The 25,342-nt window shown below is 66.5% G+C and carries 27 protein-coding genes; 20 read left to right on the top strand and 7 right to left on the bottom strand.

The window, feature by feature from the left end; translation table 11 throughout:
- Nucleotides 1–372: 372 nt before the first annotated feature.
- From ACXU4B_RS00790 to ACXU4B_RS00780, 3 genes are all read left to right on the top strand, one after another.
- Entirely contained in the window at nt 373–978 is a 606-nt protein-coding gene (locus ACXU4B_RS00790) for a DNA-3-methyladenine glycosylase (RefSeq protein WP_458910867.1), read from the top strand.
- A 189-nt stretch (nt 979–1,167) separates the two neighbouring features.
- The gene (locus ACXU4B_RS00785; protein ID WP_131406818.1) at nt 1,168–1,932 is read left to right on the top strand and encodes an SDR family oxidoreductase; all 765 of its coding nucleotides are present in this window, start codon (nt 1,168–1,170) and stop codon (nt 1,930–1,932) included.
- 108 nt (nt 1,933–2,040) lie between these two features.
- On the top strand, nt 2,041–2,976 hold the full coding sequence (locus ACXU4B_RS00780; RefSeq protein WP_131406816.1) for an alpha/beta fold hydrolase: 936 nt from the start codon (nt 2,041–2,043) through the stop codon (nt 2,974–2,976).
- Between the two features lie 53 nt (nt 2,977–3,029).
- Here ACXU4B_RS00780 and ACXU4B_RS00775 read toward each other — a convergent pair whose 3' ends face one another.
- Nucleotides 3,030–3,413, bottom strand: coding sequence for a YfeK family protein (locus ACXU4B_RS00775; protein WP_165583108.1), 384 nt, complete (start codon nt 3,411–3,413; stop codon nt 3,030–3,032).
- A gap of 421 nt (nt 3,414–3,834) precedes the next feature.
- Here ACXU4B_RS00775 and ACXU4B_RS00770 point away from each other — a divergent pair, with 421 nt between their 5' ends.
- Nucleotides 3,835–5,292, top strand: coding sequence for a phospholipase D family protein (locus ACXU4B_RS00770; RefSeq protein ID WP_458910820.1), 1,458 nt, complete (start codon nt 3,835–3,837; stop codon nt 5,290–5,292).
- On the opposite strand, the gene ACXU4B_RS00765 is transcribed toward ACXU4B_RS00770, so the two are convergent.
- Nucleotides 5,289–5,750 (bottom strand): MarR family winged helix-turn-helix transcriptional regulator, encoded by a 462-nt coding sequence (locus ACXU4B_RS00765; RefSeq protein ID WP_131406812.1) that lies wholly within the window; start codon nt 5,748–5,750, stop codon nt 5,289–5,291. The genes ACXU4B_RS00770 and ACXU4B_RS00765 overlap by 4 nt on opposite strands.
- A gap of 438 nt (nt 5,751–6,188) precedes the next feature.
- On the opposite strand from ACXU4B_RS00765, the gene ACXU4B_RS00760 reads away from it, so the two are divergent.
- From ACXU4B_RS00760 to ACXU4B_RS00705, 12 genes are all read left to right on the top strand, one after another.
- Entirely contained in the window at nt 6,189–6,635 is a 447-nt protein-coding gene (locus tag ACXU4B_RS00760) for an Ohr family peroxiredoxin (RefSeq protein ID WP_131406810.1), read from the top strand.
- A 166-nt stretch (nt 6,636–6,801) separates the two neighbouring features.
- A complete protein-coding gene (gene msrA / locus ACXU4B_RS00755) occupies nt 6,802–7,311 on the top strand; it encodes a peptide-methionine (S)-S-oxide reductase MsrA (RefSeq protein WP_131406808.1) in 510 nt (169 codons plus the stop codon).
- A 70-nt stretch (nt 7,312–7,381) separates the two neighbouring features.
- A complete protein-coding gene (locus tag ACXU4B_RS00750; protein ID WP_131406807.1) occupies nt 7,382–7,633 on the top strand; it encodes a hypothetical protein in 252 nt (83 codons plus the stop codon).
- 139 nt (nt 7,634–7,772) lie between these two features.
- The gene (locus ACXU4B_RS00745) at nt 7,773–8,081 is read left to right on the top strand and encodes a UBP-type zinc finger domain-containing protein (protein WP_131406805.1); all 309 of its coding nucleotides are present in this window, start codon (nt 7,773–7,775) and stop codon (nt 8,079–8,081) included.
- 15 nt (nt 8,082–8,096) lie between these two features.
- Nucleotides 8,097–8,996, top strand: coding sequence for a hypothetical protein (locus ACXU4B_RS00740; protein ID WP_131406803.1), 900 nt, complete (start codon nt 8,097–8,099; stop codon nt 8,994–8,996).
- Nucleotides 8,954–9,907 carry an alpha/beta fold hydrolase gene (locus ACXU4B_RS00735; protein WP_425481343.1) on the top strand — a complete coding sequence of 318 codons (954 nt, stop codon included), beginning with the start codon at nt 8,954–8,956 and terminating at the stop codon, nt 9,905–9,907. The genes ACXU4B_RS00740 and ACXU4B_RS00735 overlap by 43 nt, the downstream gene beginning before the upstream one ends.
- Before the next feature lie 123 nt (nt 9,908–10,030).
- Nucleotides 10,031–11,554: a flavin-containing monooxygenase gene (locus tag ACXU4B_RS00730; protein ID WP_131406799.1), complete on the top strand. Its 1,524-nt coding sequence runs from the start codon at nt 10,031–10,033 to the stop codon at nt 11,552–11,554.
- 241 nt (nt 11,555–11,795) lie between these two features.
- Nucleotides 11,796–12,740, top strand: a complete 945-nt coding sequence (locus tag ACXU4B_RS00725; protein ID WP_165583107.1) for a SphA family protein — start codon at nt 11,796–11,798, stop codon at nt 12,738–12,740.
- Nucleotides 12,741–12,822: 82 nt separating this feature from the next.
- The gene (locus ACXU4B_RS00720; protein WP_131406795.1) at nt 12,823–13,767 is read left to right on the top strand and encodes a peptidylprolyl isomerase; all 945 of its coding nucleotides are present in this window, start codon (nt 12,823–12,825) and stop codon (nt 13,765–13,767) included.
- A gap of 114 nt (nt 13,768–13,881) precedes the next feature.
- Complete coding sequence (locus ACXU4B_RS00715; RefSeq protein ID WP_131406793.1) at nt 13,882–16,032, top strand: AsmA family protein; 2,151 nt, start codon at nt 13,882–13,884, stop codon at nt 16,030–16,032.
- 83 nt (nt 16,033–16,115) lie between these two features.
- The gene (locus ACXU4B_RS00710) at nt 16,116–17,045 is read left to right on the top strand and encodes a DMT family transporter (RefSeq protein WP_131406792.1); all 930 of its coding nucleotides are present in this window, start codon (nt 16,116–16,118) and stop codon (nt 17,043–17,045) included.
- Nucleotides 17,046–17,324: 279 nt separating this feature from the next.
- Nucleotides 17,325–17,966 carry an NAD(P)-dependent oxidoreductase gene (locus ACXU4B_RS00705; protein WP_131406790.1) on the top strand — a complete coding sequence of 214 codons (642 nt, stop codon included), beginning with the start codon at nt 17,325–17,327 and terminating at the stop codon, nt 17,964–17,966.
- A 38-nt stretch (nt 17,967–18,004) separates the two neighbouring features.
- On the opposite strand, the gene ACXU4B_RS00700 is transcribed toward ACXU4B_RS00705, so the two are convergent.
- From ACXU4B_RS00700 to ACXU4B_RS00690, 3 genes are all read right to left on the bottom strand, one after another.
- Complete coding sequence (locus ACXU4B_RS00700; protein ID WP_131406788.1) at nt 18,005–18,973, bottom strand: copper resistance protein B; 969 nt, start codon at nt 18,971–18,973, stop codon at nt 18,005–18,007.
- Complete coding sequence (locus ACXU4B_RS00695) at nt 18,970–20,700, bottom strand: copper resistance system multicopper oxidase (protein WP_131406786.1); 1,731 nt, start codon at nt 20,698–20,700, stop codon at nt 18,970–18,972. The genes ACXU4B_RS00700 and ACXU4B_RS00695 overlap by 4 nt, the downstream gene beginning before the upstream one ends.
- Nucleotides 20,701–20,780: 80 nt before the next feature.
- Nucleotides 20,781–21,140 carry a hypothetical protein gene (locus tag ACXU4B_RS00690; RefSeq protein WP_131406784.1) on the bottom strand — a complete coding sequence of 120 codons (360 nt, stop codon included), beginning with the start codon at nt 21,138–21,140 and terminating at the stop codon, nt 20,781–20,783.
- Nucleotides 21,141–21,276: 136 nt separating this feature from the next.
- On the opposite strand from ACXU4B_RS00690, the gene ACXU4B_RS00685 reads away from it, so the two are divergent.
- The 3 genes from ACXU4B_RS00685 (at nt 21,277) to ACXU4B_RS00675 (ending at nt 23,725) form a co-directional block, all read left to right on the top strand.
- Nucleotides 21,277–22,161: a 23S rRNA (adenine(2030)-N(6))-methyltransferase RlmJ gene (locus ACXU4B_RS00685; protein WP_131406782.1), complete on the top strand. Its 885-nt coding sequence runs from the start codon at nt 21,277–21,279 to the stop codon at nt 22,159–22,161.
- Between the two features lie 91 nt (nt 22,162–22,252).
- The gene (locus tag ACXU4B_RS00680) at nt 22,253–22,771 is read left to right on the top strand and encodes a Slp family lipoprotein (protein ID WP_131406780.1); all 519 of its coding nucleotides are present in this window, start codon (nt 22,253–22,255) and stop codon (nt 22,769–22,771) included.
- Between the two features lie 45 nt (nt 22,772–22,816).
- Complete coding sequence (locus ACXU4B_RS00675) at nt 22,817–23,725, top strand: cation diffusion facilitator family transporter (RefSeq protein WP_131406778.1); 909 nt, start codon at nt 22,817–22,819, stop codon at nt 23,723–23,725.
- 8 nt (nt 23,726–23,733) lie between these two features.
- Here the strand turns inward: ACXU4B_RS00675 and ACXU4B_RS00670 are convergent, their stop codons facing one another.
- Together ACXU4B_RS00670 and ACXU4B_RS00665 are read right to left on the bottom strand one after the other, a co-directional pair.
- Nucleotides 23,734–24,129, bottom strand: coding sequence for a VOC family protein (locus ACXU4B_RS00670; RefSeq protein ID WP_131406776.1), 396 nt, complete (start codon nt 24,127–24,129; stop codon nt 23,734–23,736).
- Nucleotides 24,126–24,524 (bottom strand): MmcQ/YjbR family DNA-binding protein, encoded by a 399-nt coding sequence (locus tag ACXU4B_RS00665; protein WP_131410226.1) that lies wholly within the window; start codon nt 24,522–24,524, stop codon nt 24,126–24,128. Before ACXU4B_RS00665 ends, ACXU4B_RS00670 begins: the two co-directional genes overlap by 4 nt.
- A 191-nt stretch (nt 24,525–24,715) precedes the next feature.
- Here ACXU4B_RS00665 and ACXU4B_RS00660 point away from each other — a divergent pair, with 191 nt between their 5' ends.
- A complete protein-coding gene (locus ACXU4B_RS00660; RefSeq protein ID WP_131406774.1) occupies nt 24,716–25,318 on the top strand; it encodes a GNAT family N-acetyltransferase in 603 nt (200 codons plus the stop codon).
- The last annotated feature ends 24 nt before the right edge of the window (nt 25,319–25,342 follow it).

Raw genomic sequence — 25,342 nt, 5'->3', positions numbered from 1 at the left:
AAGGGCGCGGCGATCGTGGGACGCGCGAACCAGTCCGATGTGCGACTGCCCGAGGCCCACCATGGACCGGACCGAAACACTACCCCGGCCAGGCGTTGGCCCTCCGTGATGTCGCGTCGGATGCTGGGTGCGTCGGTCCGGGTGCTGCCCAAGCCCGGCGGGGGAAATCGCGCATACACTTCGATCGCCCGGTCGAAGCGTACCGTGAGCTCTTTCACGCGGTGGCCGCCCTTCCCATGGCAATGATGCCGCAGGGCCATCGAGCGGGTGAAGCGCGGCGCCGGCAGGCCGGGGCGATCCGGCAAGATGCGACAGACAGGTTCGGACCATGCTCCCGGGAGAGTTCGCTTGGCCAGGCACGCAACACCCATCATCGTCTGGCCAGGCAAGCCCTTGTCGCGTGCCTTCTTCAATCGACCTGCGCCCACCGTGGCGCCGCAACTGCTCAACAAGATCCTGGCCGCGGCGGATGGGCGGGCGGGCCGCATTGTCGAGGTGGAAGCCTATGCCGGCGCCATCGATCCGGCGGCGCATACGTACCGGGGAAGAACACCACGCAATGCCACCATGTTCGGGCCACCGGGGCACATGTATGTCTACTTCACCTACGGCATGCACTGGTGCTGCAACTGCGTGTGCGGCGCCGAGGGTGACGGCAGCGGCGTACTTATCCGGGCGCTGGAACCTCTGCGCGGGCTTGAGCAGATGCGCGCAGCCCGACCACGCACTGCGCGCGACCGAGACTTGTGCCGTGGTCCGGCCCGCCTGACGCAGGCGATGGGCATCAGCGGCGCGCAGGACGGGATTGACCTGGTCGGCGCGCGTGACGGCTTTACCGTCGTCGACGATGGCATGGCGCCGCCGACGGATCCCGCGGGCGAGCCCCGCATCGGCATCAGCGTCGGCAAGGATCTGCCATGGCGGTGGCGCGTGCCCGGCAATCGTCATGCATCGGGTACGACCCTGCAGCGCCCCTGACGCTCGCAACTCACGCCGAAGCCGGGGGCTGGTGGCCGGGCCGCCACGCTGCCCTCCTCCGTTGCAACATGTTCGATGAATTCGAACGGGACCACCCGAACGGCCATACGTCATGGTCCGTACCGGGGCGCAAGCTTTGTCCCCGAAGCGCCACGGGCGCCTACTTTCATCATTGCCGGAGATAACAACATGTCACGTCTTGCCAACAAGGTCGCCGTGGTGACCGGAGCCAGCGCCGGGATCGGTCGCGCCACGGCCCGGTTGTTTGCCGCGGAAGGCGCCAGCGTCGTGGTCGGAGCCCGCCGAGAGGCGGAACTCGACACCCTCGTGAAGGAGATCGAAGCCATGGGCGGCACCGCGGTCGCGCTGGCCGGCGATGTGCGCTCGGAAGCGTACGCGAAGGCGCTGGTGGAGCTCGCGGTCAGCCGTTTCGGGCGGCTGGATATCGCCTTCAACAATGCCGGCACCCTGGGTGAAGGCGGGGCCAGCACCGAGGTAAGCGAGGCCGGCTGGAGCGACGCGCTGGCGATCAACCTGACCGGATCATTCCTGGGCGCCAAGCACCAGATTGCCCAGATGCTGAAGAACGGTGGTGGCTCGGTGATCTTCACCTCGACCTTCGTGGGCCACAGCTTCGCCTTTCCCGGTGTTGCCGCCTATGCCGCCAGCAAGTCCGGCCTGATCGGCCTGACCCAGGCGCTGGCCGCCGAGTTTGGGTCCCGCGGCGTTCGCGTCAATGCGGTGCTGCCCGGTGCCGTCGACACGGACATGTATCGCGACATGAACAGCACCAGCGAAGCGCAGTCCTTCATCACCAACCTTCACGCGCTGAAGCGGGTCGCCACGCCTGACGAGCTTGCCCGCTCGGTGCTCTACTTCGCGTCGGACGACTCGTCGTTTGTCACCGGCACGGCTTCACTGGTGGATGGCGGTGCCTCCATCACCCGGACTTAACCTCCCGTCCATTCTCATAGATTGGATGGATGCCGCCCGCCACGGGCGGCATCCGCGCCAAGCGGACCTGGCGGCCTCTGCCTGCCACCTGCCATGGGAGTCGAGTTCATGCTACGCAAGCTCCTGATCGCGTTCTTGCTGGTCGCATGCAGTCTGCCGGCCGCGGCCGGCGTCAAGCCCTTCCCCGCGTCATTCCGCACGCAGGACATCCAGACGGACGGCGCCACGCTCCATGTGCGCGTCGGCGGCAAGGGTCCGGCGGTGGTGTTGCTGCATGGCTTCGGCGACACGGGCGACATGTGGGCCCCGCTGGCCACCGATCTCGCACGTGATCACACGGTGGTGGTGCCCGACCTGCGCGGCATGGGGCTCTCCTCGCACCCGGAAGGCGGCTACGACAAGAAAACCCAGGCCGCCGATATCCGCGCCGTGCTGGTCAAGTTGGGCATTGACCATGCATCGGTGGTCGGCCATGACATCGGCACGATGGTCGCGTACGCCTATGCCGCCCGTTACCCCGACAAGACCGACCGCCTGGTGGTGATGGACGCCCCCGTTCCCGGCATTCCGCCGTGGGACCAGATCGTGAGGCTTCCCGCACTGTGGCATTTCGACTTCGGTGGGCCGGATGCCGAGCGCCTGGTCGCCGGGCGCGAACGCATCTACCTGGATCGCTTCTGGAACGAATTCGCCGCCGACCCGACCCGGATCGACGAAGCGACCCGCCAGCACTACGCCACGCTCTATGCGAGGCCCGGCGCCATGCGTTCCGCCTTCGCCCAGTTCCGCTCCATTCGACAGGACGTCGTGGACAACCAGCAGTCGATGGCGACCAGGCTGCGCATGCCCGTGCTGGCCATCGGTGGTGGAAAATCGTTTGGGGCCAACGAGGCCATCGTGATGCGCCATGCGGCCGACCAGGTGACGGAGCTGGTCGTGCCCGACGCCGGCCACTGGCTGATGGAAGAGGCACCCGACGCCACCATCGCCGCCGTGCGTGATTTCATTGACGCCAAGACGCCCGCCGTGCCGAAGGCACCCTGACATTCGGCCGGTGGCAGCGCGCGCCGCCATGGCCCCACGGGCCGGCCGATGCGTCAGGGTTGCACTTGCCGCAGTTGCTGCAATTCCTGCGTGAGCCATTCCGCCGACGTGCGCTCGCTGCCGTCGCAATCGACCAGGTAGGGCTTGCCGGTGAGGCTGCTTCGGCTGCCGGCTTGCTCGATGAAGTCCTCGGCCGAGTTCAACTTGTTCGTTCGCTCGAGGTAGCGCAGCTTGTCCACCAGGTGACTCTCCGCCTCGGCGGCGCCGTAGGACTTTCCGTTGCGAATGAACGTACAGTGGCTATGGCCGACGAAGTCCAGCAGCGCGGCCACTTCGCGCTGGCCTGCCGCATCCAGTTCTGCCCAGGCGACCGGGCATGTCGCGACCCCGGTCACGATCACCAGGGCGGCTGTCGCAATGTGTCGAATCGGTAGCACGGGGGTCACCTGGGCTGGGGCGTGCGCGGGTCATTCGCGGCAAGGGCACACGGTTCTGACCGCGGGTCCTGCCGTTGGGTTCGATCTTGCAGCAATCTCCATGGGCAGGGTGTCACGTTCCGGGCGCGTCCGCCCCCGCGCCGCCCCCCGCCGAGGGCAAGCGGGAATAACGCGTGCCGCCAGCGCGGCCGGTTCCCGCGCCGTTGGCCCCACAGTCAGCCGGCATAGGGCCTGGGCGTGCTAAATGAACGGGCGTATTGGCACATGGCAAGGCATGCAGGTACCGGCCGGCAGGCTGTCACGGGACGGGAATATGCGCACAGATCGCAGGATCGTCGCGTTTGCCTTCACACTCCTTTGTCTGTTCCTTCAGGCGTGCTCGACGCTTCCGCCAACCACCGACAAGGAGGAGACCCATCATTTGCCGCCGGCCACGGATACGGCCGCCGCCAAATACACCAAGGCGGAGGTGGACAAGCACCAGCATCAGTCCGGTTTCCGCTTGCTGACGCTCAGCACGAACGCCCTGCTGAGCCGCGTTGCGCTGGCCGATCACGCCAGACATTCGATCGACCTGCAGTACTACATCTTTGCCGATGACATGACCGGCCACCTGCTGATGCAGCACCTGCTCGCCGCGGCCGATCGCGGCGTGCGCGTGCGGATGCTGCTCGACGACAACAACTTCGACGACAAGGGGCACCTGTTCGAGGCGCTCAATGCGCATGCGAACATCGAAATCAGGCTGTTCAATCCCCTGCAGACCCGAAATCCATCCATCGTGTCCCGTGCCACGCAGTTCATGCTCGAGTGGCGGCGACTGAACCGGCGCATGCACAACAAGTCCTTCATCGTCGACAACACCGTGGCCATCATCGGCGGTCGCAACATCGGCGATCCCTATTTCGACGCGGGCAGCGACACGCATTTTCGCGATCTGGACGTGGTGGCCATCGGACCCGTGGTGCCGCAGGCGTCGGCGGCATTCGACACCTACTGGAATTGCGACGCCTCGTATCCACTCGACAAGCTCGCCAAGACCGACGACTCCGCCCAGCGCCTGGCCGCCGCACGGCAAATACTCCAGCGTGACGTGCGCGCCTTCGCGCAGTCCGACTACGCCCAGTCCGTACTGGACGAACTGCCCGACGGCCCCACCGCCGATCGGCGGGGAACGTGGTTCTGGGGCGATGCCGAACTGGTGGCCGACCAGCCGGAGAAAATCGAAGCCTCGGGCGACGTGCCGGCATTGCGCATCGGCCCGAAGCTCAAGGCGATGCTGGACGGCGCACAGCACGAGATACTGGCGAGCACGCCCTATTTCATCCCGGGCGACCAGGGCACCAGGCACCTCACGTCACTGGTGCAAAAGGGCATGTCCATCCGGATATTGACCAACTCGCTCGCCTCGACCGATGAAACGGCCGCGCACGCGGGATACGTGCACTATCGCAAGGACCTGGTCGAAGGCGGCGTTCAACTCTATGAGCTGAAACCCTCCGGCGGCCAGCACCAGGAAACCACGGCGCTGGGCAAATCATCGGGCATCAGCCTGCACGCCAAGACCATCGTGGTGGATGAACGCGAGGTTTTCATCGGCTCCCTGAACATGGATCAGCGCTCCAAGCTGCTCAACACCGAGATGGGCGTGATCGTGGACTCGCCCGGCCTTGCCCACGCCATCAGCGATTTCTTCGCGACGGCGACACTCCCCTCCAACGCCTTTCGGGTGACGGTCGATCCCGACACCCGTCACCTCGTGTGGCACGCGGAGGACGATGGCAGGCCCGTCACGTATAGGAGCGATCCCGACGCGAGCACCAAGCGGCGCACGGAAGTGTCGTTCCTGCGCCTGCTGCCCATCGATGGCCTGCTCTAGGCCTCGCTGTCGACTGCATTGAGGAGATTGGTACGCAGCGCGACGATTTCCTTCTGCATCTTCGAGAACTCCGTGGGCGTGAGGCCGCAAGCGTCGCCGAGGTCGACACTCAGGGCCTTCTCCCGCAGGCGCCTTCCGCTCCTGGTGAGGTTGACCCGCACCTGGCGCTCGTCCTCCGGATCACGCGTGCGCTCTACGTAGCCCATCGCCTCGAGCTTCTTGAGGATCGGCGTGAGCGTATTGGATTCGAGAAAGAGCTTTTCGCCGAGGCCGCTGACCGTCTGGCCGCCCTCCTCCCACAGCGCGATGATGGTGACGTACTGGGTATAGGTGAGGCCCAGTTCGTCGAGGAGCGGCCGGTAGATCCTGCCGAACGCCAGGTTCGTCGAGTAGACCGCAAAGCACAGGAAGTCGGCCAGCTTCATGTTCGAGGCATCGGCCCTGCCATTCGGTTTCATGTGGATTCCTCCGGTGGGTGACGGGCGCCTGCCCGTCTCGGCAACGGAGTATACATCGCATGCGAGTTAATCGGTGCCGCCTGAAGACGCGGGACCGCGCCCTTGCGGCGGGCCGCCAGCCAGGCTGCCGCCGTCGCTCTTGACATCACCTGGCCCCGGCGCGATCATTTTAACATCGCTCGCGATCTACTCGCACGCGAGTAATACCGAAAGCGACCCGGACGCGATTTAAACACGGCTTGACAGCCACCCGGAATTGCCGGAACATATTTACGTCGTATGCGATGTGATCGCTCACGATATTACTGACAGTTCCCGAAAGCGCGACCCCGGCAACCCCGTTACACCGAATTTCCCACGCATGCACGCCACATATACATCGCATGCGCTTTAATCGCTTACGATTTAGTCAAACCACCCACCCTTGAGGAATATGCCATGACCAAGATCGAAAAAGTCATCTTCTCCGGCCGCACCCACACCGTCGTCAACCTCGACCCGAAGGCCCAGCGCGGCGACCACGGCGTCGTCGACATCAAGCTGTCGGCCCCCGGCGGTGACAACCATGAGTTCATCGCTGCCGAACCTCACCCGACCGCCGAGCAGTTGTTTGCCGGCGCCTGGTCCGCCTGCTACATCACTGCGCTCGGCCTCGCCGCCTCGCTGAAGAAGGTCGAGCTTCCGGCCGGCCATGCCGTCGACATCCAGGTGGACGTTGGCCAGACCGGGCCCGGCTGGTTCCTCGGCGCAGCATTCACCGTCCGCCTGCCAGGCCTGGCCCAGGATGTCGCCGAAGCCATCGCGCATTCGGCCCACCAGATCTGCCCGTACTCGAAGGCGGTGCACGGCAACATCGAGGTTGCCCTCAACGTCGTCACGGCGTGAAGCAACCCCGGGCCGGTTCGTCCAGGTCAGCCTGGTTCGAACCGGCCACGGCCATGCGCTGCCGCCGAGCTGCATCTCGCGTATCTTCGGGTTTCCGGCAGCAACCGCCGCGCCGCCCGCATGGCGGCCGCCGGCGCAACATTTTCACCAAGGGCAGGACCAACACATGACGACGAAAAGCGAAACGGCCATCCTGGCAGGCGGCTGCTTCTGGGGCGTGCAGGATCTCCTGCGGCGTTACCCGGGCGTGCTGTCCACGCGGGTGGGCTACTCGGGCGGCGACGTGGCCAATGCCACCTATCGCAACCACGGCACGCATGCGGAAGCGATCGAGATCGTGTTCGACCCGGACCGGCTCAGCTATCGCCAGATCCTGGAGTTCTTTTTCCAGATCCACGACCCGACGACGATGAACCGGCAGGGCAACGATGTCGGCATGAGCTACCGCTCCGCCATCTTCTATCTCGACGACCGGCAACGGCAGGTGGCCGAGGACACGGTCGCCGATGTCGACGCGTCAGGCCTCTGGCCCGGCAAGGTGGTGACCGAGATCGCCCCCGCCGGCCCGTTCTGGGAAGCCGAACCCGAGCACCAGGATTATCTGGAACGCTACCCCAATGGATACACCTGCCATTTCATCCGGCCGGACTGGAAGTTGCCCAGGCGAGCTCCGTGACACGTGAAGCGCACATCACCGGCGGCCACCTGGCCGCCGCAGCGTCCGTGACACCACGGCAGGCCGTTCAATGACGACTCTTCCATCCCCCTACGTTCCCATCAGCTGCGAGTTCCACGACCTGCTCGAGGCGCTCGCGACAACAGGCAGGCCGGCGCAGATGGGCTTCCGCGATGCCGCGGGCGAGGTGCAGCGTCGCATGGCCAGCATTGTCGACGTGTTCGCCCGCGATGCGGCCGAGTACCTCTCCACCAGCACGGGTGAAACCGTGCGTCTCGACCAACTGCTGGACGTCGACGGCGCCCCTCTGCCCGACCACTGAGACCTGCGTTGCCTGGCCAGGTCCCGGGCTGGTGCCGTCGAGGCGACTGGGCAGCCGCGCTGCATGCGCCGGGGCCCACGCCCGTCCGGCGGACTTAAGATATCCGCGGATCCTCTTCCCCTATCGACGGAGCTTGCCGATGGCCACGCCTTGCACGCATCTGGATTCGATCCTCAACGTTACGCCAAGCGCACGCGGGTGTGAGGAATGCCTTAAATCGGGAGATGTCTGGGTGCACCTGCGCATCTGTCGCACCTGCGGCCACGTGGGCTGCTGCGACAGCTCACCGAACAGGCATGCGACCAAGCATTTTCATCACACGAAACATCCGATCATCGAAGGCTACGATCCGCCGGAAGGCTGGGGTTGGTGCTATGTGGACGAGGTCATGTTCGACCTGCGTGACCGCGCCACGCCGCAGCTGGGCCCCATTCCACGCTACGACTGACCCAGGGTCATCGCCATGGCCACACCCAGCAAGATCCTTTTGCAGACGACCATTGCCACCGTCGAGGATGACTGGCACATCGGCCGCTTCAGCCTGCTGCGCGACTATCTGTCGGACCTGCGCGATGCCGGGGGTGAGCCGCTGTTCGAAGTGGTCGCCCGCGACCGCGACCCTGCCGGCGCGCCCGACAGCGTGCTGTCGCAACTGGACCGCTCGGCGTTCGACGAAATCTGGCTGTTTGCCGTCGACACGGGCGGCGGCCTGACCCCGGAAGACTGCTCAGCGATCACGCGCTTTCGCCAGCGCGGCGGCGGCCTGCTGGTGACGCGCGACCACATGGATCTCGGCAGCTCGGTATGCACGCTGGGCGGCGTGGGCGCCGCGCATTTCTTCCATAGCAAGAATCCGGACCCCGATGTGTCGCGCCATTGCGCCGACGACACTTTCAACGCCGATATTCTCTGGCCGAACTATCACTCGGGGCGCAACGGCGACTTTCAGCACATCACCATCGACGGGCCACTGCACGCGGTGCTGACCGACCCGGATTCGCCCGACGGCACGGTGCATTCGCTGCCTGCGCACCCGCACGAGGGCGCCGTCGGCAAACCGCCGGATGATCCAAGCGCCCGCGTGATTGCGAAAGGACGCAGCAAACTGAGCGGGACCGAGTTCAACATTGCGGTTGCCTTCGAGCCCTCGTCCGCGGGCGGGCCGGCGATCGCCCAGTCCACCTTTCATCACTTCGCCGACTACAACTGGAATCCCTCCATGGGTGCACCGAGTTTCGTCACCGAAGCACCGGGTGATGCGCTTGCCCATGCACCCGAGGCCCAGCGCTCGGTCGAACGTTATGTGAGGAATGTGGCGTTATGGCTGGCCGGAAGGCCGGTGGATACGCCGACGGCGGCGTGAGTTCGCACCCAGCAAGCCGCCAGGCTCCGGCGGAAAAGGAGGCCAGCACCATGCGCGTCAAGTACAGGACCCGGGAGGTTGGCGACGTCACCGTTTTCTATCGCGAGGCGGGCAAGCCCGATGGCCCGGTGATCCTCCTGCTGCACGGATTTCCCACCGCGAGCCACATGTTCCGTGACCTCATCCCGCTGCTGGCTCCCCATTTCCGGCTGATCGCCCCCGATCTTCCCGGCTTCGGCCAGACCCGGGCGCCGCCGCGCGGCAGCTTCGACTACAGCTTCGACAATCTCGCGCGCATCATCGAGGGCTTCGTAGCGGCGATCGGACTGAGTCGGTACGCGCTCTACGTGTTCGACTACGGCGCGCCCACGGGCTATCGCCTGGCCGTGGCGAATCCCGAACGCATCACGGCCATCGTCAGCCAGAACGGCAACGCCTATGTCGAGGGCCTCAGCGACCAATGGGGCCCCTGGCAGGCCTACTGGCGCGATCCGACACCCGGGCACCGGGAGGCCTGCCGCGCCTCGCTCGCGGCCGACAGCATCAGGAACTGGCAGTACCTCACGGGCTCCGATCCGGAGCGCATGTCGCCCGATGGCTACACGCTGGACATCGCCTATATGGCTCGCCCGGGCGCGGAAGACATCCAGCTCGACCTGATCCTGGACTATCGCAGCAACCTGGAGAAGTATCCCGAATTCCAGCGCTACTTCCGCGAGCACCAGCCGCCCTTCCTGGCCACCTGGGGCAAGCACGACCCGGCCTTCGTTCCGGCGGGTGCCCAGGCCTACGCGCGCGACCTGCCCGGGGCCGAGATCCACCTGCTCGATACCGGACACTTCGCGCTCGAAACCCATGCGCCCGAGATCGCCGCGCTGATGACCGAGTTCCTGCTGCGTCACGTCGCCTGAGCAGCGGGACCGACCGACACTGGCCTGGCCGTGCACGTCAACATCGCCGATGCCGGACCCTGAGACCGGAACGGCGGTACGCTAACCGCGTTGCGACCGCCATCACTTGGGAGGGCACGCGCCATGGGCGCTGACCAGGTCCGGGACACGCACGTCGATGTGCTCATCGTCGGTGCGGGAATCTCCGGCATCGGCATGGCCTGCCACCTGGCCATGGCTTGTCCCGGCAAGACGGTGGCCCTGCTCGAACGACGCAAGGCCATCGGCGGCACCTGGGACTTGTTCCGCTATCCGGGCGTGCGCTCCGACTCCGACATGTTCAGTTTCGGCTATCAGTTCCGGCCCTGGCATGAGCTCAAGGTGCTTGCCGACGGACCGTCGATTCGCTCGTACGTTGAAGACACCGCGCGCGCCTACGGCGTGGACCGCAAGATCCACTTCGGCGTCAGGATCACCGATGCGCGCTGGTCGAGCATTGTCAACGACTGGACGGTGACTGCCGTGGACGAGGACAGTGCGCTCACCCATCGCTACAGCTGCCACTTCCTGGTCAGCTGCACCGGCTACTTCGACCACGAGCGCGGCTACCTGCCGGACTACCCGGGCCTGGAGCGTTACCAGGGCCAGTTCATCCATCCGCAGCACTGGCCCGACGACCTCGACTATCGAGGCAAGCGCGTCGTGGTCATCGGCAGCGGCGCGACCGCGGTGACCCTCGTGCCAGCCCTGGCCGGCGAAACCGCCCACATCACCATGCTGCAGCGGTCACCGAGCTACATCCTTTCGCTGCCGTCGCACGACAAGATCTCGGCCGCGCTGCGGCACGTGCTGCCCGCGCGCCTTGTTTACGGGATGGCACGCAAGCGCAACATCGCCCTGCAACGCCTGATCTTCAAGGCAGCCAAGCGCTGGCCCGACCGGGTTCGCTCGGTGCTGTTGTGGGCGGCGCGCCGCAAGCTCGGCAGCGAGGTGGCGCTGAGCCACTTTTCGCCAGCCTACCGTCCATGGGAACAGCGCCTGTGCGCCGTGCCGGACGGCGATCTGTTCCTGGCGATCCGCGACGGCAAGGCGTCCATCGTCACCGACACCATCGACACCTTTACCGAACATGGCATCCAGCTGGCGTCCGGCGAGCAGCTCGACGCCGACATCGTCATCTCGGCCACCGGCTTCCAGTTGCTGGCGCTGGGCGGCATGGAGCTGTCCGTCGACGGCGAGCCGCGCGCCCTGAACGACCTGCTGACCTACAAGGGCGTGCTGTTGCAGGACACGCCCAACCTGGCGGTGATCTTCGGCTACACCAATGCCTCGTGGACGCTGAAGGTGGACCTGGCCGCGAGCTACGTCTGCCGCCTGCTGAACTACATGGACAACCACCGGCTGTCGGCCATTACGCCACGCGCGCCGGCCGGTGAACGCGGCGACGAAACCATCCTTGCATCGCTCAGCTCGGGCTACGTGCAACGCGGCAATGCGCGCATGCCGCGCCAGGGACGCCACCTGCCCTGGCGCGTGACGCACAACTACGAGCAGGACCGCCGCATGCTGCTCAGGCAGCCGATCGAGGACCCGGCGCTGGAGTGCGTCATGCAGGCCGAAGGCAGCGCCACACCTCATGCGGGCAAGGAACTGCGCAACGCGGGATGAAGCGCGTGGATCCGGCCTCGACCTGCAGGCAGCACGTCCATGCCAACCAGCGCACCGGTCTGCGTATTTCTACCGAGACCGGATAAGTGGATTTACGCTTGCCCGCCGTCGCTGCTCCTCCCACGCTGACGCCTGCATTCCCACGCACCGTGCCAGCCCGTCCGGGACACGAGGTATCGCCGCAGGCCGGGCCCGGTGCCGCTCCGCCCCTTCGCCAGACCACCCTGGGCCCAGAAGCGTGATGAAACGACTCGCCTGCCTGCCGCTACTCGTCGCCGCCGCTGCGGCCCTTCCCGCCCATGCCACCGAGGGCGGCCTCGGGCGTCCGATCACGGGACTCCAGGCAACCTCCTATGCCGGCTTGATACCGCCGACGCCGGGCTGGAACTACCAGGTGTCCTACGTCTTCTACGACGGCAACATCGGCGCCTCCAAGCAGGTGCCGCTGGTCGGTGGCGGCTCGTCGCTCGGCCTGCAAGCCGAATTCCAGCTGCTGTCCTTGACCGGCCTGTACATCTGGAACACCAAGCCTGGCGCGTGGAACTACGCGTCGATGGTGACGCTGCCGTTTGCCTATGCCGACGTGAACGTGACGGCGAACCTCGGCCGGCTGAGCGCCAAGCGCAAGGACAGCGACACCGGCCTTTACGACATGGCGTTCGCGCCCGTGATCGCGAGCCACCACTTCAGCCAGACGCAGCACCTGTCGTTGTCGCTGTACATCTACGCGCCCACCGGTGACTACGAGAAAGGCCGGCTGGCCAATCTCAGCCTGCACAACTGGACGTTCTCGCCCACCGTCGGCTACACCCAGCTGTTCCAGGAAGGCACGCTCGAATGGAGCACGACGACCGCCGTGGACTTCTACACGAAGGACACCGCCACCGACTACCAGAACGGCGATGTGTTCCGCATCGATTCGCTGGTGATCAAACGCCTCCACAACGGCTGGGGCTTTGGCGCCGTGGGCGGCTGGATCGAACAGCTTGAAGACGATACGGGGCCCACGGCCGACCTGTTGAACGGCTTCAAGGGACACTCGCTCGCGTTCGGCCCGATCGCGACTTACGTCAGGAAATGGGAAGGCGGACAGGCCGAGTTCGCGCTGCGCTGGCTACATGAGTTCGACGTGAAAAACCGCCCGCAAGGCAACCCCGCCATGCTGTCGGTGTCCATATCGCTGTAACGGCGCGGGCGCTGCGCGCCCTCCTGCCGCGCGCTTGGTGGAGTCTGTTACCTTGGCGCCTTTCCAGGCCCCGGGGGATTCCATGTCGCTACGTCATCGCCGTTTCGCCGCCCTTGCGCTCGCCGTTGCGCTACCTGTCCTGGCCATGGCGGCGCAAGACGCCAGGCCCGCGCATACGCCAACCCCCAAGGAGCTGCTGGCGAAATCGCGGCCGGACGAATGGCGCACGCCCGATCCGCAAAACCTGCTGGTCATGCAGTTGCCGCAGGGCAAGGTGGTGATCGAACTGGCACCGGACTACGCACCCTTGCATGCCGCCAACATCCGCACCATGGCGCGCGAGCATTACTACGACAACCTGGCCATCGTCCGCGTGCAGGACAACTTCGTTACCCAATGGGGCGATCCGGCCAGCGACGACAACGGCGACAAGAGCAAGCTCAAGGCGCTGGGCTCGGCCCGGGCCACCCTGCCGCCCGAATACACGCGTGCCTTCGACCCCACGCTGCCGTTCACCACCTTGCCGGACGGCGATGTCTACGCAGCCGAAGCGGGTTTTTCCGAAGGCTTCCCCGCGGCGCGCGACAAGGCCAAGGGACAGCAATGGCTGGCGCACTGCTACGGCATGGTCGGCGTGGGACGCGACAACGATCCGCAGAGCGGCAGCGGCAGCGAGCTCTATGTGGTGATCGGCCAGGCTCCGCGCGGGCTCGACCGCAACCTCGCCGTGGTCGGCCGCGTGCTGCAGGGCATGGAGTATCTCTCCGGCCTGCCGCGCGGCACCGGCCCGCTCGGCTTCTATGCGCAGCCCACGCAACGCGTCGCCATCAGCCAGGTACGCCTGATGTCGGAAGTAGCGCGGGAACAGCGCGTCAACCTGCAGGTGCTGCGCACCGACGGCGCCACCTTCGCGGCACTCGTCGATGCCAAGCGCAATCGCCACGATGACTTCTACCAGTTTCCCGCCGGGAAGATCGATCTTTGCGGCATCAGCGTTCCGGTGCGCGAGGCCGGCGCATCGCGCTGAGAGCGTGAACACCGTCTGAGCGTCACGGTCGATAACGACGCCTCCTTCACCCGCCGCGCCGGCACGATGCAGGGCACCAGGTCGGGCCCTGCACGGCCGTGGCGGGAGTGATGGATGGGACGTGGCTGGAAAATCACCGCGTGGATCGTTGGCCCGGCGCTGCTGTTGATCGGCGTGCTGCTCGTTGCGATTGCCTCGTTCGACTGGAACCGCATGAAGCCCACGATCAATGCGCGGGTAAGCGCCATGATCGGACGACCCTTTGCCATCGAGGGCGACCTCAGCGTGCGCTGGCGACGTGAGGGCGACGCAGGCGGACCGTCGGCAGTCATGCCCTGGCCGGAGTTCATTGCCCAGAACGTCACCATCGCCAATCCGGCGTGGGCCACCAGGCAAGCGAATTTCGCGCAGTTGCAGACCATCCGCTTCCGCGTGGCGCCCCTGCCCCTGGTCGTGCACCGCATCGAGATACCGGTGCTGTTCCTGACTCTTCCCGCCATCGACCTTGAACGCAATGCACAGGGACAGTCGAACTGGGACTTCACGCTCGCCCCCGATACGCAGCCCTCGGCGTGGAAGCTCGACCTTCGCGCGATCGGATTTGACCGGGGTCGCATCACGCTCGACGACGCCGCCAGCAAGGTCAGCCTGCGCGTCGCGGTGGAGCCCCTGCAACGCGCCATCCCCTTTGACGAAATCCTGGCGCAACAGTCGTCCGACGCGCGCGAGGCGGCCGGCAAGGCAGTTGGCGCGGGTGCCCGCGAGGTCCTTGCCAAGGCGGGCGACGGCAAGCCGCGATCGACCACCGCCACCTACCAGTTCGCCTGGCAGGCCGAAGGCAGCTACCAGGGCGCCACGGCGCGGGGACATGGCAAGACCGGCGCCGTGCTTGCATTGCAGGAGGCCGACCAGCCGTTCCCCGTGCAGGCCGACGTGACCATTGGCGACAACCGCATCGCGCTGGTGGGGACGCTCACCGATCCGCTGCACCTGGCTGCGCTGGACCTGCGGCTGTGGCTGTCCGGCAGCAGCATGGCCGGGCTGTATCCGCTGACCGGCCTGACCCTGCCCGATACACCACGCTACGCCACGGAAGGCCACCTGACTGCGCAGCTGAGGCGCGGCGCCAGCCACTACTCCTATGACAGCTTCCGTGGCCGCGTCGGCGGCAGCGACCTTGCCGGGGACCTGGTCTTCGATACCGGTGGCGCGCGCCCGAAATTGAGCGGCAAGCTGACATCCCGGCTACTGCGGTTTGCCGACCTCGCCCCACTCATTGGCGCGGATACCAACGCGGAAAAAGAGCAGCGCGGTGACGCGACACCTCAGCCTTCGGACAAGGTGTTGCCGGTGGAGCCGTTCCGCACCGATCGCTGGCAGGCGATGGATGCCGACGTGGCGTTCAGTGCAACGCGCATCGAGCGCGGCGCCGCACTACCCGTCAATGCCCTGTCCACACACCTGGCGATGGGCGATGGCGTGCTGCACCTGGATCCCCTCGCCTTCGACTTCGCCGGCGGCAAGGTCGACAGCCAGCTGCAACTGGATGGCACCAAGGCGCCCATGCACGGCGCGATCAAGCTCAAGGCTCGCCACGTGAAACTGAAGGAGTTGTTCCCTACGTTTGAACCGATGCGCACCAGTTTCGGCGAGATCAACGGCGATGCGTCGCTGGTTGCGCACGGCAATGCGGTGGGCGCGCTGCTCGGCACCTCCAGTGGCGAAGTGAAGTTGCTGATGAACGATGGCGCGATCAGCAAGACGTTGCTGGAAACCGCCGGCCTCAACGTGGGCAACATCATCATCGGCAAGTTGTTTGGCGACAGGACGGTGAAGATCAATTGCGCGGCCTCCGACCTTGACGCCGCGGACGGACTGTTCCAGACCAGGCTGTTCGTGCTTGATACCGAGGATGCGATCATCGGCATCAGCGGCACGGTCAATCTTGCCAGCGAGCGACTGGATCTCGATGTACGTCCGCAGTCGAAGGGGGTTCGTTTCCTCTCCCTGCGCTCGCCCCTGTACGTCAAGGGCACGCTCAAGGATCCGGATGTCGGCGTACAGCCAGGCCCATTGATCCTCCGCAGCGGTGGCGCCGTCGCGCTGGCCGTGGTGGCCCCGGTTGCGGCGCTGCTTCCGCTGATCGCCACCAGCAAGGACGACCAGCCCAACACCTGTGCCACGGTGCTCGAACAGTTGCGCGCCTCCGCCAGCGGCGCTGCAAGGCAAGCCAAGCCACCCACCCGGCCCGCAGCCGTCCACTGAAGGCAGGCACCCTCATCGAGCGGCCACGGCAGGCGCCGCGGCCGCTAGAATGCAGCGCTCTTCCCCATCGACGTCGACGTAGCATGCAGCCTGTCACCAAAGCCCGCTGGCAGATCCATGGCTGTGTCCTGCTCTGGGGCTTTACCGCCATCCTCGGCAAGCTGATCACCTTGCCCGCGCTTCCCCTGGTCTGGTGGCGCATGCTGCTGGTGACGGCCGCGCTGTTGCTGATGCCCAGGGTCTGGCGCGGACTGCTGGCCATGCCGGCACGCTTGCGCTGGGCCTATGCCGGCATCGGCGTGCTGGTCTCGCTGCACTGGCTGACCTTTTATGCGGCGATCAAACTGGCCAATGCTTCGGTGGCCGCCACGTGCATTGCGTTGGGGCCGGTCTTCCTCGCCCTGGTCGAACCGTGGATCGCACGGCGCCGCTTCGATCCACGCGAGCTGCTGATCGGCGTAGCCGTGGTGCCGGGCGTGATGATGGTGGTCGGCGGCGTGCCGGTGGCCATGCGGCTCGGCATCGCCGTGGGTGCGTTGTCCGCGCTGCTGGTCGCGCTGTTCGGTTCGCTCAACAAGCGGCTGGTGGAACACGGCGATCCGCTTACCGTCACCTGCCTTGAACTGGGCACGGGCGCGGCGTTCCTTACGCTGCTCGCGCCATGGCTGCCGCACGCGGGACCAGCCTTCGTACTGCCCGGCCTGCATGACGCCGCTCTGCTGGTCCTGCTGTCGTTCGGCTGCACCCTGCTGCCGTTCGCACTGGCCCTGGTGGCGCTGCGCCACATGAGCGCCTTCGGCACGCAGATGGTGACCAATCTCGAACCGGTCTATGCCATCGTGCTGGCGATCCTGCTGCTGGGCGAACAGCGCGAACTGGACGCCTGGTTCTATGCGGGCGTCGCGGTGATTCTTGCCGCCGTGTTCGTCCATCCGCTGCTCAGCCGCCGGCAGACCCAGCCCGCACAGCCCGACCTGCTGGGCACCACGGAAAGCCACAGCGTCATCGACTAGCGCGCCTTCCCCTGCACACGGCATGGCCGTCGGACGCCGTGTCTGTCCGGCACAGAGGCGATGAGTGCCGCGTCAAGACCATCCAGGCGTGTGCCGGCAGGCCGGGGAAGCAGTCTCTGCCACGGGTGATCCAGACCTTGCAGTGAATGGTCCATGGGTGCGCCAGTCGGCCCTCGCGGGGAACGCGGCCTGCGCACGCTCCGCAGGCGATGGCAGAAATTTCACGCGCGACCCGCCATCGTCCGCACGCATTCCCCGACCCCCAGGAGCGCACCACCCATGAAGATCGCCCTGTTCGGCGCCAGCGGCCACGTCGGCCACGCCATCCTCGACGAAGCGCTGTCGCGTGGATACGACGTCACCGCCATCGTCCGCGATCCGTCCCGCCTGTCGCGCCGCGACGCCCGTCTCACCATCGCCATCGGCGACGTGAGCCGACCGGAAAGCTGGCTGGATGCCGTGCGTGGCGCCGACGCCGTGGTGGCCAGTCTCTCGGCGCGCCGCGACGGCACGCCCGACAGCATTCCCGCCAATGCAGCCGCCCTGCTGGAAAATCTTCCGCGCGCGGGGGTGAAGCGCCTCGTCTGGGTGGGGGGCGCCGGCTCGCTGGAAACGGCGCCAGGCGTGCGCGTCATCGACGACCCGCACTTTCCCGAAGCATGGAAGTCCGAAGCCAACAGCCAGGCCCGGGCGCTGGATATTTTTCGCCACAGCAAGGGCGACCTCGAGTGGACGTACATCAGTCCCGCCGCCCTGCTGGATGACGGCCACCGCACCGGCAAGTATCGCGTCGGGGGCGACCAGCTGCTGGTCAATGCCAATGGCAAAAGCCACATCAGCATTCCCGATTATGCCGTCGCCCTGCTCGACCGGGTCGAGAAGAACGACGCCCGCAAACACCGCATTACCGTGGCGTATTGAGCGATGGCGGTCCCTTCCCATGGAGGAAGGGATCGTCCTCAGAACCACCAGCGCACGCCTGCCACCCAGGCTGTCTCGTGCGCGTGCCATTGGGCGCCGGCGGAACCCTCGTCGGCCGTGCCGAAACGGCGCGTCCACGCCGCACCAAGATAAGGCGCGAACTTGCGGCTGATTTCATAGCGCAAGCGCAGGCCGGCTTCCAGGTCGGACAGTCCGGACGAGATGCCACGTCGTGGGTCGTCCTTGCCATAGGCGTTGAGTTCCAGCCGCGGCTCGAGGATCAGCCGCTGGGTGAAGCGCACGTCGTAACTGGCTTCGAAACGGGCTGCCGTACGCCCCTGCTCGCCCACGTAAAACGTCGCCTGCGTTTCGAACCAGTACGGCGCCAACCCCTGCACTCCCGCCGCCAGCCATTGCCGCTGCGGCCCCTGGCCGAAGTCCTGCCGCACGCCCAGTTGCCCATCCCAGAAACTGGTCCACGCGTGGCTCCACAACACCTCGACGCGGCCATCCTGCGTGCCACGGCTGTCGTGCTCGCCTTCGGTCTTCAGCCACACCCGGTCGACGGGACCGCCCCACCAACCCTCGGCCTCCCAGCGGGTCGCGTAGTCGCCGTTTGTGCTGCGGCTGCGCTCGAGTCGGTCGAACGACCACATGGCCTGGCTGGCAGCGTCATCCATCTGCATCAGACCCGTCATCTGCGACGGCGGCATCGCGGGCATGACGCGTTGCGGCGGCGGCGGAGCGACATGGCCGTTGGGCGGCCACGCAGCGTCGGCGGCCGGGCCAGGCACGGCGTGATCGTCAACCGTGGCGGGCGCATGGCCGCCATGGTCATGCCCTTGCGGCGGCGCTTTCTCGGCATGAGGTTGTGGCGACGTGTCGTGCGCCGGCATCGACATGCCTGGCATGTCCTCCATGCCCATGCTCTGCGCCAGCGCGGACGCCGGCATGGCTGCGAGCAGCGCCCACGCCAGGGCATGGCGTGAAAGGAGCCGTGCCCTCATGCCACCACCACTTCGCGGAACATGCCCGCTTCCATGTGATAGAGCAGATGGCAGTGATAGGCCCAGCGTCCTATCGCGTCGGCGCTCACCCGATAGCTCACGCGCTGCGCGGGCTGCACCATCACCGTGTGCTTGCGCGCCTGGAAGCCACCCTCCGGTGACTCAAGCTCGCTCCACATGCCATGCAGGTGGATGGGATGCGTCATCATGGTGTCGTTCACCAGCACGATGCGGACGTGCTCGCCATGGCGCAGGCGCAACGGCTCGGCGGCGGAGAAACGCGTGGCGTCGAACGACCACAGGTAGCGCTCCATATTGCCGGTGAGGCGCAGCGTGATTTCACGATCCACGCCCGGCGAGATCGGCGCATCGAGCGCATGCAGGTCGGCGTAGGTCAGCACGCGCCGACCGTTGTCGCGCAGGCCCACGCCGGGATCGTCGAGGTTGCCGCGCGGCGTGGCCACGCGCATGTCCACTTCGGGGCCGGTCTTCAGTGGCGCCGCCGCAGCAGCTTCGTGCTGCATCGGCACGCCGGCCATGCCAGGCATCATGTCCATGCCGGACATGTCGTGGCCCATCGCCGCGTGATCCATCGAACCCATCATGTCGACCATGCCGAGCAGCGGACGCGGATCGAGCGATGGCACTTCGGCCGACATGCCGAGGCGCGGCGCGAGCGTGGCACGCGCATAACCGGAGCGATCCATGCTCTGGGCGAAAATGGACCAGGCGCGATCGGCGGAAGGCTGCACGATCACGTCATAGGTTTCGGCGGTGCCGATGCGGAACTCGTCCACGCTCACCGGTTCGACCGGCTGGCCGTCGGCCGCCACCACCGTCATCTTCAGGCCGGGGATGCGCACGTCGAAGAAGGTCATCGACGAGCCATTGATGAAGCGCAGCCGCACCTTGTCGCCGGCCTCGAACAGCCCGGTCCAGTTGCCCGCCGGAGTCTGGCCGTTGACCAGGTAGGTATAGGCAACGCTCGACACATCGGCCAGATCGGTGGGATCCATGCGCATCTGGTTCCACATCTTGCGTTCGGCCAGCGCCTGCGCGGCGCCACCGCGCTGCGCATCGTGCAGGAAGTCGCCCACGGTACGGCGGCCGTGGTTGTAGTAGCCCCCCTGGCGCTTGAGGTTGGCGTAGATGGTCTCCGGATCGAGGTCGGTCCAGTCGTTCAGCAGCACCACGTAGTCGCGCTGCACGTCGTGGCGCTCGCCATCGCGTGGCTCGACCACGATGGGGCCGTACAGACCCGTCTGCTCCTGGAAGCGCGAATGGCTGTGGTACCAGTACGTGCCCGCCTGGTTCACGGTGAAGCGGTAGAGATATTCGCCGCCCGGCGGAATGCCGTCGAAGCTGAGGCCCGGCACGCCATCCATGTCGGCCGGCAACACGATGCCGTGCCAGTGGATCGAACTGCTCACCGCCAGGCGGTTGCGCACGCGCAGGCTCACCGTCTCGCCTTGTCGCCAGCGCAGCAGCGGCGCCGGCAACTGCCCGTTCACTACCGTGGCGACGCGCCGCCGGCCGGTGAAGTCGACCGGCAATTCGCCGATCTCCAGTTCGAAATGGTTGCCGCGCAACTCGCTGCGCGGTGCGGCGGACTGCGCCAGCGCGCTGCCGCGCCCGAGCCCAAGGCCAGCCGCCACGCCGCCCAGCGCCAGCCCCTGTACGAAACGACGACGCGACGGCTCGAAGCCGCGCGGATCCTGCTTGCCCATGAAACCACTCCGTTGTTCATGCCCGCGTGCGGGCATGTCGATCCGACCGCCCCGGGGCGGCCGCTGCACAGCGCGGAGGATCAGGCGACCGGCGGCCGCAATGGAGGTTCGTTATCCGGCTGGGGCGCCATGACGTGGCGCGCCTGCCAGCGGGCGGCATCGGGCATGGCCTGCGGCCACGCCTGCGCGGATGAAGGCAACACGGTGACTGCCACATGCGAACAACAGCCGTCAGGTGCCGCCGGATGCGCGTGCGCCGGCGGATGATCCGCTGAACCGGCAACGTGATGCATCGCCATGGACATGGCCATGTCGTGGCCGGACGAGGCGCAGCAGCCCTGGTCGGCCCATGCCAGGCTCGCCAGCGCCAGCCACGCGCACAGTGCCAGCGCGAACAGGGCGCGGCATCGACGCAGATGGCGGAACAGGGAACGTGGCATGCCCGGAGCATAGCCAGCCGACCGCGGCTTGCTCAACTCTGGAGCTGGCTCCATCGGGCTGGACGCCCCGGGGCGGGAAAAATCGCCGGCTGCCGCTTGCCCCTATAATTGCCCACCATCCGGCGCAAGTACCCCCATGAACTATCGCCACGCCTACCACGCCGGCAACTTCGCCGATGTCCTGAAGCATTCGGTGCTGTTTGCGCTGATCGAAGCCATGCAGGCCAAGCCCACGCCGTTCGGCTTCATCGATACCCATGCCGGCAGCGGTTGCTACGCGCTGGACAGCAAGGAGGCCGGCAAGACCGGCGAATACCGCGACGGCATCGCCCGCCTGCTGTTTCCGGACCTGCAGCAGGTCGGCGAACACCACGGCGCCGCCCTCCCGCCCGTACTGCGGCGCTGGCTCGACGCCGTGCTCAGGCTGCCCGGCAACGAACACGGCCTCAAGCTGTATCCGGGTTCCCCGCTGCAGGCGGCCCAGGCCATGCGGGCGAACGACAGTGCGCAGCTGTGCGAACTGCATCCGGAAGAGGCCACCCGCCTGCGCGAACTGTTCCACCACGACCACCGCGTCCACGTGCACCAGCGCGACGGCTACGAGGCGCTCAAGAGCCTGCTGCCGCCCGCGGAGAAGCGCGGACTGGTGCTGATCGATCCACCCTACGAAGCACAGGAAGCCGAGTACCGGGTGATCGAGAAGGCGCTGAAGCTGGCCCTGCAACGCTGGCCGACCGGCGTCTATGCCGTGTGGTACCCGATCAAGCTGCGCAGCCAGGTGCAGCCCTTCCACCGCTGGCTGCAGCACTCCGGGGTCCGGCGCGTGCTGCGTGCCGAACTGCTGGTGCACCCGGACGACTCGCCGCTGCGGCTCAACGGCTCGGGCATGGTGATCCTCAACGCGCCGTGGAAGCTCGACGAAACCCTGCGCGAACCCTTGCGGGCGATGGCGCGCCTGCTGTCGCAGGGCAAGCCGGCCCACTGGCGGCTGGACTGGCTGGTCGAGGACAGCGCCAGCTGAAACCGGGGTGGCGATCACCCGCCCCGCCTACCACGCTCCGCGCCAGCCGGCTAAGCTGAACGCATCCACGCCTCAACAGCCGGAGCCAGCCATGCGCCAACGTCTCGCCCACGTCCTGATCCGCGGCGTCCTGCCCGCGAGCCTGATGACGCTGGCCGCCTGCGCGCCGGCGCCGATCTACAAGCCCTCTTCCAACACGATCGCCATCGCACCCGACACCGTGGCGCAGGCGCCGGAGCGCTTTGCCAATGCCGACGTGATCTGGGGCGGGCGCATCGTGGAGATCCGCAACCTGGCCGACCGCAGCGAAGTCGAAATCGTCGGCTATCCGCTCGACAGTTCGCAGCGGCCCAAGGCCGACGGCAGCGGATGGGGCCGCTTCATTGCCGTCATGCCGGGCTTCGTTGAACCGTTCAACTATCCGTCGGGTGCACTGGTCACGCTGGCCGGCCGCGTCACCGGCAGCCGCGCGGGCGCGGTGGGCGAAGCCAACTACGTGTTCCCGCTGATCGGCGTCGCGCAGTCGCATGTCTGGACCGCCGATGAAATGAACAGCGGCAAATCCAACATCAGTTTTGGCGTCGGCCTCGGCGTGGGCGTCGTCCGCTAAGCCAGCGCGCCACTACACTGTGCCCTTCGTCCAAGGGAATGCACGATGTCCGGCCAAGCCAATTCACTGAGGGCGATCCTGCTCGCGCTCGGCGCCAACTTCGCCATTTTCCTGAGCAAGCTGGTCGCCGCCCTGCTCACCGGCTCGAGCGCGATGCTGGCCGAGGCGGTGCATTCGCTGGCCGATTGCGGCAACCAGGGCCTGTTGCTGCTGGGCATGCGCCAGGCGCGCCGGCCACCCTCGGATGAATATCCCCTGGGCTGGGGTCGCGCGCTGTATTTCTGGTCGTTCCTGGTCGCCATCCTGCTGTTCACCGTGGGTGGCATGTTTTCCATCTACGAAGGCATCCACAAGCTCGGCAGCCCCCAGCCGCTGCGCTGGCCATGGCTGGCCGTCGCCGTGCTCACCTTCGGCGTGGTGGCCGAATCGATCTCGATGCACGGCTGCCTCACGGAAGTGAACAAGGCGCGCGAAGGCCGCAGCCTTTGGCGCTGGTTCCGCGAGACGCGATCCAGCGAGTTGCTGGTGATCTTCGGCGAGGATCTCGCCGCCCTGTTCGGCCTCACCGTGGCGCTGGTGGCCGTGGTGGCCACCATGGTGAGCGGCAACCACCTGTACGACGCCGTCGGCACCATCGTCATCGGCGTCCTGCTGGTGGTGGTTGCGGTGGCCGTGGCGATCGAAGTGAAGGCGCTGCTGATCGGCCAGGGGCTCGAGCCGAAGCAGCGCGAGGCGCTGCTGGCCTTCATCAACGCACGGCCGGAAGTGGACGTCGTGCTCAACCTCATCACGCTGCAAATGGGGCCGGACGTGATGGTGGCGGTCAAGGCGCACATGGCGCCCGCACCGGATCAGTCGGCGCTGATCGAAGCGATCAACAGCGTCGAGCGCGCCATGAAAGCGCAATTCACCGATATCCGCTGGAGCTTCTTCGAGCCCGACGTGGCTGACTGAGGCACGCCTCAGCCCTGCCGCAATTGCAGCAGGTCCCAGCGGTTGCCGTACAGATCCTGGAACACCACGACGGTGCCATAGGCTTCCTCGCGTGGCGTCTCGCAGAACTGCGCCCCCGCCGCCTTCATGCGCTCGAAGTCGCGCCAGAAATCATCCGTGTGCAGCAGCAAGAACACGCGCCCGCCGGTCTGGTCGCCGACGCGCTCCTGCTGTGCGGGCGTGGCGGCCTTCGCCAGCAACAGGCGCGTTTCGCTGGCGCCCGGCGGCGACACCATCACCCAGCGTTTGCCGCCACCCATGTCGGTGTCTTCCAGCAACTGGAACCCGAGCACCCGCGTATACCAGGCGATGGCTTCGTCGTAGTCGGCCACCACCAGGGCGATGCTTCCAATGTGTTGCTTCACTTCTTGCGCTCCGCAGGCACCGGCCACTCGCCCAGTTCCGCCTGCAATTTCTTGGTCAGCTTGGCGCGCACCAGGGTATAGGCGGTGCGGATGAACTCCGCCAGCTCGGCGGTGGTGAACCGCTGCGGCTCGGTCACCGAAATCCAGTGCGCCCGCGCCATATAAGGGGCCGGGATGATACCGGGCTGGTCGGTCAGTTCCAGGAAGCGCTCGTCCGGCACCTTGAAGGACATGCGCCCACCCTCGCTGCCGTCCGAGGGCGTCACCACGAACATCTTGCCGCCGACGCTGAAGACGAGGTCGGCCCCCCACTTGATGTCGCGGGTCACTCCGGGCCAGTGGCCGCACAGGGCCTCCAGCTGTCTGGCGGTCATGCCCTTGGATGTTGCAGCCATGGTTTTCACTGTCCCTCGACGCGCGGGTATCCGCGAAGGCGCATTCTGGAACGGCGAGGCCCCTCCTGTCGTCTCCGTCCCCGGAGCAGCCCCGGGGAGGTCAATGCAGTGCGACACAAAGCCACCTAAGGAACTGCTGTCAAAGGCCTTTTGTTCATGTTGCGGCGCACACAATACGCTAAAGTATGGGCATGACTCCCGCCATCGACCTCTCCGCGACCCGCCACCCGGCGATCCCGCCGCGCAGCAACGAGCGTTTTTCCCGCCCGAACCTGGTCTGCCTGCCCAAGGGCGAGCGGGTGCACACGCACGACGGGCGTGAACTGGTCCTGCGCAACATCGAACCGGGCGACATCGCCGCCTTGCAGCGCCAGTTCCGGCGCCTGTCGCCCGAGGACATCCGCCGCCGCTTCCTGCACTGCATGGGCGAGCTGCCGGAGTCGATGGCGCAGCGCCTGTGCCGCATCGATCCGGCGATCGAAACCGCCCTCGTGCTGATGGACGAAACTGTGAAGCCCGCCGAATTGCGCGGCGTTGGCCGCATCTATGTCGACGAAGCCGCCAACAGCGCCGAATTCTCCGTGCTGGTGGAATGCGGCTGGGCGCGCCAGGGCCTGGGCGCCCTGCTGATGCAGCGGCTGGTGGACGACTGCCGTCGCCGTGGCCTCGACGAAATCTGGGGTTACGTGCTGCTGGAAAATCGCCCCATGCTGCAGCTGTGCAAGGAGCTGGGCTTCACCCGCCGCCTGATTCCGGACGAACCCGGCACCGCGCAGATCTCGCTGCAGCTCTGAGGCACGTCCGAAACCAGCCGATGT

This window comes from Dyella soli (assembly GCF_054482295.1).
The sequence above is the reverse complement of the archived record's forward strand: the minus strand, read 5'-3'. Positions and strand labels throughout refer to the sequence as shown.

Coding starts and splice junctions, on each gene's coding strand:
- ACXU4B_RS00715 (WP_131406793.1), top strand. CDS start 13,882: ATGGGACGTGGCTGGAAAATCACCGCGTGGATCGTTGGCCCGGCGCTG.
- ACXU4B_RS00665 (WP_131410226.1), bottom strand. CDS start 24,524: ATGGCTGCAACATCCAAGGGCATGACCGCCAGACAGCTGGAGGCCCTG.
- ACXU4B_RS00730 (WP_131406799.1), top strand. CDS start 10,031: ATGGGCGCTGACCAGGTCCGGGACACGCACGTCGATGTGCTCATCGTC.
- ACXU4B_RS00745 (WP_131406805.1), top strand. CDS start 7,773: ATGGCCACGCCTTGCACGCATCTGGATTCGATCCTCAACGTTACGCCA.
- ACXU4B_RS00695 (WP_131406786.1), bottom strand. CDS start 20,700: ATGGGCAAGCAGGATCCGCGCGGCTTCGAGCCGTCGCGTCGTCGTTTC.
- ACXU4B_RS00735 (WP_425481343.1), top strand. CDS start 8,954: ATGGCTGGCCGGAAGGCCGGTGGATACGCCGACGGCGGCGTGAGTTCG.
- ACXU4B_RS00710 (WP_131406792.1), top strand. CDS start 16,116: ATGCAGCCTGTCACCAAAGCCCGCTGGCAGATCCATGGCTGTGTCCTG.
- msrA (WP_131406808.1), top strand. CDS start 6,802: ATGACGACGAAAAGCGAAACGGCCATCCTGGCAGGCGGCTGCTTCTGG.
- ACXU4B_RS00720 (WP_131406795.1), top strand. CDS start 12,823: ATGTCGCTACGTCATCGCCGTTTCGCCGCCCTTGCGCTCGCCGTTGCG.
- ACXU4B_RS00785 (WP_131406818.1), top strand. CDS start 1,168: ATGTCACGTCTTGCCAACAAGGTCGCCGTGGTGACCGGAGCCAGCGCC.
- ACXU4B_RS00675 (WP_131406778.1), top strand. CDS start 22,817: ATGTCCGGCCAAGCCAATTCACTGAGGGCGATCCTGCTCGCGCTCGGC.
- ACXU4B_RS00660 (WP_131406774.1), top strand. CDS start 24,716: ATGACTCCCGCCATCGACCTCTCCGCGACCCGCCACCCGGCGATCCCG.
- ACXU4B_RS00725 (WP_165583107.1), top strand. CDS start 11,796: ATGAAACGACTCGCCTGCCTGCCGCTACTCGTCGCCGCCGCTGCGGCC.
- ACXU4B_RS00685 (WP_131406782.1), top strand. CDS start 21,277: ATGAACTATCGCCACGCCTACCACGCCGGCAACTTCGCCGATGTCCTG.
- ACXU4B_RS00780 (WP_131406816.1), top strand. CDS start 2,041: ATGCTACGCAAGCTCCTGATCGCGTTCTTGCTGGTCGCATGCAGTCTG.
- ACXU4B_RS00740 (WP_131406803.1), top strand. CDS start 8,097: ATGGCCACACCCAGCAAGATCCTTTTGCAGACGACCATTGCCACCGTC.
- ACXU4B_RS00705 (WP_131406790.1), top strand. CDS start 17,325: ATGAAGATCGCCCTGTTCGGCGCCAGCGGCCACGTCGGCCACGCCATC.
- ACXU4B_RS00690 (WP_131406784.1), bottom strand. CDS start 21,140: ATGCCACGTTCCCTGTTCCGCCATCTGCGTCGATGCCGCGCCCTGTTC.
- ACXU4B_RS00760 (WP_131406810.1), top strand. CDS start 6,189: ATGACCAAGATCGAAAAAGTCATCTTCTCCGGCCGCACCCACACCGTC.
- ACXU4B_RS00700 (WP_131406788.1), bottom strand. CDS start 18,973: ATGAGGGCACGGCTCCTTTCACGCCATGCCCTGGCGTGGGCGCTGCTC.
- ACXU4B_RS00765 (WP_131406812.1), bottom strand. CDS start 5,750: ATGAAACCGAATGGCAGGGCCGATGCCTCGAACATGAAGCTGGCCGAC.
- ACXU4B_RS00750 (WP_131406807.1), top strand. CDS start 7,382: ATGACGACTCTTCCATCCCCCTACGTTCCCATCAGCTGCGAGTTCCAC.
- ACXU4B_RS00680 (WP_131406780.1), top strand. CDS start 22,253: ATGCGCCAACGTCTCGCCCACGTCCTGATCCGCGGCGTCCTGCCCGCG.